Source organism: Conyzicola sp. (genome assembly GCF_046714715.1).
In the GTDB taxonomy this organism is placed as follows: domain Bacteria; phylum Actinomycetota; class Actinomycetes; order Actinomycetales; family Microbacteriaceae; genus Conyzicola.
In genome coordinates this window covers 1-10,500 of the sequence record NZ_JBKKAD010000197.1, presented here as the reverse complement: position 1 = coordinate 10,500, position 10,500 = coordinate 1, and the positions used below count along the sequence as shown (strand labels likewise).

10 protein-coding genes are annotated in these 10,500 nt (G+C 68.0%); 5 read left to right on the top strand and 5 right to left on the bottom strand.

Translation table 11 applies throughout. The features are described 5' to 3' along the window. Positions 1–94: 94 nt before the first annotated feature. The 5 genes from ribH to ACLQ6X_RS15755 all read right to left on the bottom strand — a co-directional run bounded on the left by ribH (position 95) and on the right by ACLQ6X_RS15755 (position 4,734). Positions 95–565 carry a 6,7-dimethyl-8-ribityllumazine synthase gene (ribH, locus tag ACLQ6X_RS15775; RefSeq protein WP_411701104.1) on the bottom strand — a complete coding sequence of 157 codons (471 nt, stop codon included), beginning with the start codon at positions 563–565 and terminating at the stop codon, positions 95–97. After that, positions 562–1,863: a 3,4-dihydroxy-2-butanone-4-phosphate synthase gene (gene ribB / locus ACLQ6X_RS15770; RefSeq protein ID WP_411701103.1), complete on the bottom strand. Its 1,302-nt coding sequence runs from the start codon at positions 1,861–1,863 to the stop codon at positions 562–564. The genes ribH and ribB overlap by 4 nt, the downstream gene beginning before the upstream one ends. Beyond that, positions 1,860–2,480 (bottom strand): riboflavin synthase, encoded by a 621-nt coding sequence (locus ACLQ6X_RS15765; protein ID WP_411701102.1) that lies wholly within the window; start codon positions 2,478–2,480, stop codon positions 1,860–1,862. Before ACLQ6X_RS15765 ends, ribB begins: the two co-directional genes overlap by 4 nt. A 2-nt stretch (positions 2,481–2,482) precedes the next feature. Beyond that, positions 2,483–3,535, bottom strand: a complete 1,053-nt coding sequence (ribD, locus tag ACLQ6X_RS15760) for a bifunctional diaminohydroxyphosphoribosylaminopyrimidine deaminase/5-amino-6-(5-phosphoribosylamino)uracil reductase RibD (protein ID WP_411701101.1) — start codon at positions 3,533–3,535, stop codon at positions 2,483–2,485. A gap of 281 nt (positions 3,536–3,816) precedes the next feature. Then, positions 3,817–4,734 carry a sugar-binding transcriptional regulator gene (locus tag ACLQ6X_RS15755; protein ID WP_411701106.1) on the bottom strand — a complete coding sequence of 306 codons (918 nt, stop codon included), beginning with the start codon at positions 4,732–4,734 and terminating at the stop codon, positions 3,817–3,819. A gap of 250 nt (positions 4,735–4,984) precedes the next feature. Between ACLQ6X_RS15755 and ACLQ6X_RS15750 the strand changes: the two genes are divergently transcribed. From ACLQ6X_RS15750 to ACLQ6X_RS15730, 5 genes are all read left to right on the top strand, one after another. Then, on the top strand, positions 4,985–6,697 hold the full coding sequence (locus ACLQ6X_RS15750; RefSeq protein ID WP_411701105.1) for an FAD-dependent oxidoreductase: 1,713 nt from the start codon (positions 4,985–4,987) through the stop codon (positions 6,695–6,697). Between the two features lie 34 nt (positions 6,698–6,731). Next, positions 6,732–7,484 carry an MIP/aquaporin family protein gene (locus ACLQ6X_RS15745; RefSeq protein ID WP_411701100.1) on the top strand — a complete coding sequence of 251 codons (753 nt, stop codon included), beginning with the start codon at positions 6,732–6,734 and terminating at the stop codon, positions 7,482–7,484. A 54-nt stretch (positions 7,485–7,538) separates the two neighbouring features. Next, positions 7,539–9,053: a glycerol kinase GlpK gene (gene glpK / locus ACLQ6X_RS15740; RefSeq protein ID WP_411701099.1), complete on the top strand. Its 1,515-nt coding sequence runs from the start codon at positions 7,539–7,541 to the stop codon at positions 9,051–9,053. A 252-nt stretch (positions 9,054–9,305) separates the two neighbouring features. Further along, positions 9,306–9,779: a type IV toxin-antitoxin system AbiEi family antitoxin domain-containing protein gene (locus tag ACLQ6X_RS15735; protein ID WP_411701098.1), complete on the top strand. Its 474-nt coding sequence runs from the start codon at positions 9,306–9,308 to the stop codon at positions 9,777–9,779. Further along, positions 9,734–10,189, top strand: a complete 456-nt coding sequence (locus ACLQ6X_RS15730; RefSeq protein WP_411701097.1) for an endonuclease domain-containing protein — start codon at positions 9,734–9,736, stop codon at positions 10,187–10,189. Before ACLQ6X_RS15735 ends, ACLQ6X_RS15730 begins: the two co-directional genes overlap by 46 nt. The last annotated feature ends 311 nt before the right edge of the window (positions 10,190–10,500 follow it).

Sequence of the window (10,500 nt, the reverse complement as noted above, 5' to 3'; positions counted from 1 at the left end):
CTCTCGCCGTAGTGCACCTGTGGCGGGTGCCCGCGTACCGGCATCCGCCACAACTGCACTACCGGCGCGCGAGGCCGCGACCGGGTCGTGCGCCCTACCCGCGGATCTCGCGCAGCAGCACGGCGGTCGCGAGCGCCGCCTCCGCCGCCTCGGCGCCCTTGTCTTCCTTCGAGTCGGCGAGACCGGCGTGGTCGAGGCCCTGCTGCTCGTCGTCGAGGGTGAGCAGTCCGAAGCCGATCGGCTTGCCGGCGAGCAACGACGCCTGCGTGAGACCCGTCGTCGCGGCATCCGACACGTACTCGAAGTGGGGAGTGCCCCCGCGGATGATGACGCCCAGCGCCACGACCGCGTCGGCCCCGGCGTCGAGCGCCGCCTTCGACACGACCGGCAGCTCGAAGCTGCCGGGAACCCGCACGACCGTCACGGTCGCGCCCGAGGCGTCGAGCACACGACGCGCGCCGGCGAGCAGCCCGTCGGCGATCTGGGTGTGCCACTGCCCGGCGACGATCGTCACCTTCAGGCCGGTGCCGTCGACCGTGATGTCAGGGGATCCGTCGCCGCTCATATCTGTGAACCTTTCTTACCGATAAGCACTGCGTCGTCGAGTACCGCGGTGCTGGGGAGGATGTGACCCATGCGGTCACGCTTGGCTTCGAGGTAGCCCTCGTTGAAACTGCCGACGCCGACCACGAGCGGCACCTGCTCGGTCACAGTGATACCGCGTTCCCGCAACTGGCGCAGCTTGTCGGGGTTGTTCGTGATGGCGCGAACCGACGAGATGCCGAGGTCTTCGAGGATCGCGACCGCGGCGCCGTAGTCGCGTCCGTCGGCGGGGAAGCCGAGGGCGAGGTTGGCGTCGAGGGTGTCGAGCCCCTCCTCCTGCAGCCGGTAGGCCCGGAGCTTGTTGATCAGGCCGATGCCGCGTCCCTCGTGGCCGCGCATGTAGATGACGATGCCGCCGCGGCCCTGTTCGGCCGAGGTGTGGATCGCGTCGAGCGCCGCGTCGAGCTGCGGGCCGCACTCGCACTTGAGTGACCCGAATACCTCTCCGGTGACGCACTCGGAATGCACGCGCACGAGGGCGCCGTCGGCGGGCTCGCCGGCGATGACCGCGAGGTGGTCGTACCCGGTGGTGCGGTCGCGGTAGGCGCGGAAGCGGAACTCGCCGTGCGTGGTCGGCACCGTGGTCTCCACCTCGAAGATCACGCGCGACGATTCCGGGATGTCGACGGCCAGCGGCACGTCGACGCCCGGCTGCGTCTCGTTCAGGTAGTCGATGAGCGCGGCGATGGTGATCACCGCGACGCCCTCGCGTTCGCCCAGCTCGATGAGGCCGGGCAGCCGCATCATCTCGCCATCCTCCGCAACGATCTCGGAGATCGCGCCGACGGGCACGAGCCCCGCGAGCTTCAGCAGGTCGATCGTCGCCTCGGTGTGGCCGTCGCGCTCGCGCACCCCGCCCTCCACCGCGCGCAGCGGCATGATGTGGCCGGGGCGGTGCAGGCTGGACGGCACCGACTCGAGGTCGGCGAGCACGCGCAGGGTGTGCGCGCGGTCCGACGCGCTGATGCCCGTGCTGAGCCGGTTAGCGGCGTCGACCGAAACCGTGTAGTTCGTGCCGCGGGGGTCCTGGTTCTCCGGCACCATGATCGGCAGCTCGAGCCGGTCGGCGATCTCGTTCGTCATCGGCGCGCAGATGAATCCCGACGAGTTGCGCACGAGCCAGGCCAGCCACTCCTGGCTGGCGAACTGGGCGGCGAGCACGACATCGCCCTCGTTCTCGCGGCCCTCATCGTCGACGACGATGACGGGGCGGCCGGCGCGCAGGGCGTCGAGCGCTGTGGGTATATCGGCGAGGCTCATAGCGAGCTCCCTTCGGTGGTTGAGCGTGACGAGACCGCCAGCATCCGCTCCACGTGGCGGGCGAGGATGTCGGTCTCGATGTTGACGCGGTCGCCCACGGCGAGTGCGCCGAGGGTCGTCGCCGTGAGGGTTTCGGGGATCAGCGACACCTCGAACCAGTCGCCGCCGACGGCGCTCACCGTGAGGGAGACGCCGTCGATCGCGATGGACCCCTTGCGGGCGACGAGGGCCGCGACATCCGGGGCCAGGCTGAAGCGCACGACGCGCCAGGCGCTTCCGTCTGTGAGGGACAAGACGTCGGATGTCCCGTCGATATGCCCCTGAACGATGTGGCCGCCCAGCCGGTCGCCGACCATCGCGGCGAGTTCGAGGTTGACGTTTCGGCCGGCCCGCGTCGCACCGAGCGTGCTCATCGCTATCGTCTCGGCCATCACGTCGGCGGTGAACCAGTCGGCGCCCTGGTCGACCACCGTGAGGCACACGCCGCTGACGCTGATCGAGTCGCCGTGAGCGGCGTCGGCCGCGGCGAGCGGCGCGCGCACGGTGATGCGCGCGGCGTCGGCGGTTGGCTCCCACGCGGTCACGGAGCCGAGCTCCTGGATGATTCCGGTGAACATGGTTAGAACCCTTCGCTGGTTGAGCTCGTCGAAGCCCGGGCCACGACCAAGATGTCGTCGCCGAGCCGTTCGATCGCGGTGATCGCGAGCCTGCGCTGCTCGCCGATGCTGCCGACACCGATGTCGCCGATCGCGGTCGCGGGGCCGCCGATCAGGGTGGGGGCGAGGTAGACGAGGTATTCATCGACGAGGCCGCCGGCGATGAAGGCGCTCGCAACGCCAGGTCCGCCCTCCACGAAAACCCTGCGGATGCCGCGGCCGAACAGCCCCGCAAGCACCTGCTCCAGGTCCCGCGAGTGCGTCTCGATGAGACCGGCCGGGTGGCTGCGCAGTTTCGCGGCGGGCGGCACGGGGCGGATGCCGACCACGACGGGAACGGGCTGATGCGGCATCAGCTCGCCCGCGTCGCCACGGGCGGTGAGGGAGGGGTCGTCGGCGAGCACTGTTCCGGTGCCGACGATGATGGCGTCGCTGTCTGCGCGCTGCTCGTGAACGCGCTGACGCGCGGCCGTGCCGGTGATCCACTGGCTCGAGCCGTCGGCGGCGGCGGCGCGGCCGTCGAGGCTCGACGCCCACTTCGCCGTGACCCAGGGGCGCCCGCGGCGCACGGCGGTGAGCCACGGGTGGATGAACGCCTCGACCTCGGTGGCCAGCACCCCGCCCTCGACCTCGACACCCGCGTCACGTAGCTGGTCGGCGCCGCCGGACGAGTTGGCACCCGGGTCGGACACGGCGTAGACGACGCGCACCACGCCCGCGGCGATGAGTGCGGTGGAGCACGGGCCGGTGCGTCCGGTGTGATTGCACGGCTCGAGCGTGACGACGGCGGTCAGGCCGGCGGCCGACGGGATCTTCGCCGCATCCAACTTGCTCAGCGCGTCGACCTCGGCGTGGGGCGTTCCGGCGCCGCGGTGCCAGCCCTCGGCCACGATCGTGCCCGTGGCATCGACGAGGACGCAGCCGACCCGGGGGTTGCCTCCGGTGAGCGGGCCGTGCGCCGCGAGCGAGAGGGCGTGACGCATCAGCGTTGCGTCGGTAACGCTCGACTGGGTCATCCGGTGTCCTTAAATCGTCTTCGAGAAGACGGACTCCGGGCTTTAATGGTCGGCAAACGACCGGCGCCGTGGCTGCCCACGACGCCCGTGCTTCCTCCTATCCGGACTGAGAGATCTTGCGATCTCATTACCGTCGGTCCCGGAATTCCACCGGGTCAGCCACGGCCGGGCTCTCGCCTGACCGCAGGTCGCGGACTATCACCGCCGGTTCGGACTTTCACCGACCCCGGAGCACGTTTCTTATTCTGTGTATCAGTGTATCCAACGCGCGCGACGGCCGACTATTCCCGTGACGTTCTGAGACGCAGCGCGGTGTCTTCGGTGAGCAGCGTTCGCGCCGCGAGCTCGTCGAGAACGAGGTCGGTGATCATGCCGGCCGCGAGCGCGCCGCGCAGGGCCGTGATTTTGGATGCACCGGAGACGACACAGATCCGGCGGGCGACGGCGTGCATCACCGCCGGGTCGGGGCCGGTCGAGCGGGCGTTCAGGGGGATGCCGTCGCGGCTGCCGTCGAGCCGGTAGAACACGGTGGCGATGTCGCCCACGACGTCGGCCGCGTCGAGCGCGGCGTAGTCGTCGGCGTCGAGGTAGCCGCCCGCGTACACGTGGCTCGGCACCTCGGAGAAGGTGGAACCGACACCGAACAGCGCGATATCCATCTGGCGCTGCATGTCGAGCACACGCTTCGTCGTGCGTTCGCGCCACATCGCGTCGCGCGTCGCCGGATCGTCGAAGAAGGCGGGAACCGGGAACTGCTGCACCGAGGCGTTGAAGGCCTGGCCGAACCGGCGCAGGATCTCGCTCGCGTAGTCGATGCCGGTCGTCGAGGTGTTGCCGGCGCCGTTGAGCTGCACGATGCGGGAGTTGTGCGTCGCCTTCTTCTGCAGGTGGCGGCTCACGGCGTTGATCGTGGCGCCCCACGCGACGCCGAGCGTCATGTTGGAGTCGAAGTAGGGCGTGAGAATTCGTGCAGCCGAGAGCGCCACCCGCTCGAGCCGGTCGATGTCGCTGGTCGAATCCGGAACCGGGACCACGTGGGCGTTCACGCCGAAACGCTCGCGCAGATCGCGCTGCAGCACGGAGAAACGGTCGAGCGGGGAGATCACCCGAATCTCTACGAGGCCGTGGTCTCGCGCATAACTCAGCAGTCTGGAGACCGAAGAGCGCGACGTCCGCAGTTCGCGAGCGATGGCATCCATCGTCAGATCCTGCAGGTAGTAGAGCTGCGCAGCGCGCAGCGCGTCCCGCGACTTCTCCGCCGTCGCCGGCTCGACGGCGAAAGGCACCCCGGAAGCTTGCACGTTTGTTCACCCCGCTTGATCGTGTGGTCCTACCGCTCCAGTATGGACGTACCGCGTCGGTGACGGCGCGCCTCTGAACCGTGGCGTTCACCTCGGTCGGACCGTAACACTTGTGAAAGCGACGAATACAGTGAAGTCTCGAGAGTCGATGCCGACCGGCGCAGTCCGCGATGTTGTGAGCGCGCTAACCACGAGGCCTCAGGCCCAGGTGCTCGTGATCGGTGGAGGCATCAACGGCATCGCCACGTTCCGCGACCTCGCCCTGCAGGGCGTCGACGTCGTTCTCGTCGAGCGCAACGACTACTGCTCCGGCGCTTCCGCCGCCTCGTCGCACATGATCCACGGAGGCGTGCGCTACCTCGAGAACGGCGAGTTCCGGCTCGTGCGCGAGTCGGTCACCGAGCGCAACGGCCTGCTGCGCATCGCTCCGCACTACGTGAAGCCGTTGCAGACCACGATTCCGATCTACTCGACCTTCAGTGGCATCCTCTCGGCCCCGCTTCGCTTCCTCACCCACAAGTCGGGAACCCCCAAGGAGCGCGGCGCCGCGCTGATCAAGGTCGGCATGGTGCTGTACGACTCCTTCTCGCGTGACGGCGGCACGGTTCCGCGCCACGTCTTCCACGGGCGCAAGAAGTCGCTCGCCACGCTTCCGCAGCTGAACCCGGGCATCAAGTACACGGCCACCTACTTCGACGCATCGGTGCACGAGCCCGAGCGTCTCGCCCTCGACGTGCTGCACGACGGTCTCGCCGTCGGCGACACCGCGCGTGCGGCCAACTACGTCGAGGCCGTCGGCTCGAACGAGAACGGCGTCGTGCTGCGCGACACCGTGTCGGGCACCGAATTCACCTTCAATGCCGACGTCGTGGTCAACGCCTCCGGACCCTGGACCGACCTCACCAACGAGGCGCTCGGCGACGAGACCGCCTACATGGGCGGCACCAAGGGCTCGCACATCGTGCTCGACAACCCGGCACTGCTGGCGGCCGCCGCCGGCCGCGAGATGTTCTTCGAGCACAAAGACGGCCGCATCGTTCTCATCTACCCGCTCAACGGCAAGGTCATGGTCGGCACGACCGACCTCGAGGCCGACATCCGCGAGCCCGCGGTGTGCACGAGCGAAGAGATCGACTACTTCTTCGACCTGATCGGCAACGTCTTCCCGAAGATCGCCGTCGACCGGTCGCAGATCGTCTTCAGCTTCTCCGGCGTGCGCCCGCTGCCGAAGCACGACGACCTGCAGCCCGGCTTCGTCTCGCGCGACTACCGCATCGTGGCGGGCAAGCTCGGCAAGGCCGACCTGCTCAGCCTCGTCGGCGGAAAGTGGACCACCTTCCGCGCCCTGGCGGCGCACATCAGCGCGGACGTGCTCGACATCCTCGGCCGGCCGCGCACGGTCGACACCAAGAACATCGAGATCGGCGGCGGGCGCAACTACCCGCGCACCCCGCAGGCTCGCGACAACTGGATCACCGCGCACTCGGGCTTCGTCGGCAAGGAACGCGCCACGCAGCTCTTCGAGCGCTACGGCACGCGCGCCGTCGAAGTCATCGACGCGATCGACGACGGCGACGACACACCCCTGCGCACCTCGTCCGAGTACACCGTGCTCGAAATCGAACACATCGTCGCGACAGAATCCGTCGTGCACATCGACGACGTACTGCTGCGTCGCACCAACCTTGCCTTCACGGGTGCCGTTACCGTGGAGTTGCTCGAAGAACTAGTCGAGATCGCATCGCGCGTTCTCGGCTGGCAGCAAGAACGTCGGGATGACGAAATTCGTCACGCCACGACGCTGCTCGCGAACGCCCACGGTGTGCACCTCGCACACTCGGCGGACGTCGCGACGAAGTAGCGACACGACGTAGGTTTTACGAAGAAAGGTCAACGTGGACAATTTAGGTGAAATCTTCCTGTCAGAACTGGTCGGTACGGCACTGCTCGTACTGCTCGGTTGCGGCGTGGTCGCGAACGTGGCGCTCGCCAAGAACAAGGGTCTGGGCGGCGGCTTCCTCATGGTCAACTTCGGTTGGGGCCTCGCGGTCTTCGCCGGTGTGACCGTGTCGTACACCTCCGGTGCGCACCTCAACCCGGCGGTAACGCTCGGGCTGCTGGCCAGCGGTGCGGACCTCTCGGCCGGCGAGGTCGCGATCTACCTCCTCGCCCAACTGCTCGGAGCCTTCATCGGCGCCGTGCTCTGCTGGGTGGCGTACAAGCAGCACTTCGACGACGAACCCGAAGCGGCGAACAAGCTCGGCGTGTTCTCGACCGGCCCCGCCATCCGTAGCTACGGATGGAACTTCATCACCGAGGTCATCGGCACGTTCGTGCTCGTATTCGTCGTCATCGGCTTCGGCCGTGCCGGCGACGCCGACACCGCGACTCCGGCCGGTCTCGCCGCGCTCGGAGCACTCCCGGTGGCCCTGCTCGTCGTCGGTATCGGCGCCTCGCTCGGTGGTCCCACCGGATACGCCATCAACCCCGCCCGTGACCTCGGCCCCCGCATCGCGCACTTCGTGCTGCCGATCAAGGGCAAGGGCACGAGCGACTGGTCGTACAGCTGGGTTCCGGTCGCCGGCCCCGTCGTCGGTGGTGTGATCGCCGGACTCGCGTCCGGACCGCTCCTTCCTCTCGTCAGTTAGTCCGTTCCACAACATCTAGCGCAGCACCACACCCACAAAGGAGTGAATGAGTTCATGACCAAATATGTAGTCGCCATCGACCAGGGCACGACCAGCACGAGGGCCATCGTCTTCAACCACGAGGGCGGCATCGTCTCGTCCGGCCAGATGGAGCACGACCAGATTCTGCCCAAAGCCGGCTGGGTCGAGCACGACCCCGAGCAGATCTGGCGCAACACGCGCGAGGTCATCGGCCAGGCACTGTCGAAGGCAGACATCACCCGACACGACGTCGAAGCCGTCGGCATCACCAACCAGCGCGAGACCGCGGTGGTCTGGGACAAGAACACCGGAAAGCCCGTCTACAACGCCATCGTCTGGCAGGACACCCGCACGCAGGACATCGTCGACCGCCTCGCGGCAGACGGCGGAGTCGAGCGCTTCAAGCCGACGGTCGGACTCCCGCTCGCCACCTACTTCTCCGGAACCAAGATCGTCTGGATCCTCGAGAACGTGGAAGGCGCCCGTGAGAAGGCCGAGGCCGGCGACCTGCTCTTCGGCACCACCGACTCGTGGGTTCTCTGGAACCTGACGGGAGGCACCGAGGGCGGCGTGCACGCGACCGACGTCACCAACGCCTCGCGCACCCTGTTCATGGACCTCGAGACGCTGCAGTGGGACGAGGAGATCCTGGGGATCTTCGGCGTACCGCTGTCGATGATGCCCGAGATCCGTTCCTCCTCCGAGGTCTACGGAAACGTCGAGTCGTCGTCGCTGCTGCGCGAGGTTCCCGTCGCGGGAATCCTCGGCGACCAGCAGGCGGCCACCTTCGGCCAGGCGGCCTTCGAGGCCGGCGAGTCGAAGAACACCTACGGCACCGGTAACTTCCTCATCTTCAACACGGGTGAAGAGATCGTGCACTCGAAGAACGGTCTGCTCACGACGCTCGGCTACAAGCTGGGCGACGCCAAGCCGCACTACGCCCTCGAGGGGTCGATCGCCGTCACCGGTTCGCTCGTGCAGTGGCTGCGCGACAACCTCGGCATCATCAACTCGGCGCCCGAGATCGAGACCCTCGCGGCCACGGTCGAGGACAACGGCGGAGCGTACTTCGTGCCGGCGTTCTCGGGTCTGTTCGCGCCGTACTGGCGTTCGGACGCCCGCGGAGCCCTCGTCGGCCTCACGCGCTACGTGAACAAGGGCCACATCGCCCGGGCCGCCCTCGAGGCGACCGCGTTCCAGACGCGCGAGGTGCTCGACGCGGTCAACGCCGACGCCGGCGTCGACCTCGAAGAGCTCAAGGTCGACGGCGGCATGGTCGCCAACGACGCGCTCATGCAGTTCCAGGCCGACATCCTCGGTGTTCCCGTCGTTCGCCCCGTCGTCGCGGAGACCACCGCGCTCGGTGCCGCCTACGCTGCCGGTCTCGCCGTCGGGTTCTGGAAGGATCTCGCCGACGTCGGCCAGAACTGGCAGGAAGACAAGCGCTGGACTCCGAACATGGAGCCGGCCGAGCGCGAACGCCAGCTGCGCAACTGGAAGAAGGCCGTCACGAAGACCTTCGACTGGGTCGACGCAGACGTGAACTAACCCTTCACGACAAGCTAGGGGCGTCGCCGGTGTGGTCCGGCGGCGCCCCTTCTATGTCCCCGTCCTTTCCCTCTCGCAACTCAGGCAGATTCTCGCCGCCCCGGTCCGTGCCCGCGAGATGGCGGGGCTCGGCACGGCGGCTCTCGCATTCTGCCTGAGTTGCAAGATCGGGTGGGTTGTCCACAGGGGCCGGGTTTCCACAGAATCTCCATACGGGCTTCGGATGTCGCGTGCCGAGGGCAATCTCGCTGCATGGACGCATCACTCGCTCTCGCCAGGCTCGGCGAGCCCATCGCCACCCGCCGGCAACTGATGCGCGTGGGCGCCGCGCCGCACGAGCTCACCGCGGCGGTTCGTCAGGGCAGTCTGATTCGCGTACGGCGGGGCTACTACGCCCGGCCGGACACGGACCACCAACTGGTGCAGGCCGTGCGGATCGGCGGCCGACTCGGCTGCGTTGCTGCGGCGCAGAGCCTCGGGATCTGGGCGACGAACCCGACCTTCGCGCACGTCGCGATGCAGCACGAGGCCTCGCGGTTGCGCAGCCCGAAGGACAGGTTCGAACGGCTTACGTCAGACAACGTCGAGGGGTGTGAGTTGCACTGGTGGCCCATGCCCGAGGTCCGGCGCCGCAACGTGCACACGGTGACGGCAGGCGAAGCCCTGGCTCACATCGCGCGGTGCAGCCCCGAGGGCTCGCCCTGGCATCGTTCGACAGCGCGCTGAATCAGGGACTGGTGTGGCCGTTCCAGATCTCGTCGATCTTCCAGACGCTGCCCGGCAAATACCAGTACCTGCGGGATCAGATTGACGGCCGGTGCATGTCCGGCATCGAGACGCTCGTGCGCCTGATGCTCACGGACGCCGGTATCGCCTTCGAATTGCAGGTCGCATTCCGCGGAATCGGAACCGTCGACTTCGTCGTCGCGGGGTGCGTCGTGGTCGAGACCGACGGTCATCTCGGGCACGACGATCCGGCATCGCAGCTCCGCGACTACCGGCGCGATGCGGCTCTCATCCGCCGGGGCTATGCGGTGGTCCGCCTCAGCTACGCGCAGGTGATGTTCGACCCGGCCGGGTCTCTGGCGACGATCATCGCGGCCCTGCGCAGTCACCGCCGCGGCCCCGCCATCTGACGGCACGGCCATCTAACTGGCCCTGCCATCTGACCGGCCCTGCCATCTGACCGGCCCGGCCATCCGCCCGGCCCAGCCATCTGACCGGCCCGGCCACCCGCCGCACCCGCCCAACTCCTTCGCTGCGATCTCGCAACTCAGGCAGTTTGCGAACCGGTCAGCCCTGCGCACGCCTGACCACAGGCATCCGCCCCTCATCGGCCGATTTCTGCCTGAGTTGCGAGATCTACACGGCGGGGTTAACCGCGAACGGCCCCCGCCCCCGCGGGGGCGGGGCGGTGCTTCGCCGCCGAACACTCGTAAGAGGAGTT

Coding starts and splice junctions, on each gene's coding strand:
- ACLQ6X_RS15765 (WP_411701102.1), bottom strand. CDS start 2,480: ATGTTCACCGGAATCATCCAGGAGCTCGGCTCCGTGACCGCGTGGGAG.
- ACLQ6X_RS15735 (WP_411701098.1), top strand. CDS start 9,306: ATGGACGCATCACTCGCTCTCGCCAGGCTCGGCGAGCCCATCGCCACC.
- ribD (WP_411701101.1), bottom strand. CDS start 3,535: ATGACCCAGTCGAGCGTTACCGACGCAACGCTGATGCGTCACGCCCTC.
- ACLQ6X_RS15750 (WP_411701105.1), top strand. CDS start 4,985: ATGCCGACCGGCGCAGTCCGCGATGTTGTGAGCGCGCTAACCACGAGG.
- ribB (WP_411701103.1), bottom strand. CDS start 1,863: ATGAGCCTCGCCGATATACCCACAGCGCTCGACGCCCTGCGCGCCGGC.
- ribH (WP_411701104.1), bottom strand. CDS start 565: ATGAGCGGCGACGGATCCCCTGACATCACGGTCGACGGCACCGGCCTG.
- glpK (WP_411701099.1), top strand. CDS start 7,539: ATGACCAAATATGTAGTCGCCATCGACCAGGGCACGACCAGCACGAGG.
- ACLQ6X_RS15755 (WP_411701106.1), bottom strand. CDS start 4,734: ATGGATGCCATCGCTCGCGAACTGCGGACGTCGCGCTCTTCGGTCTCC.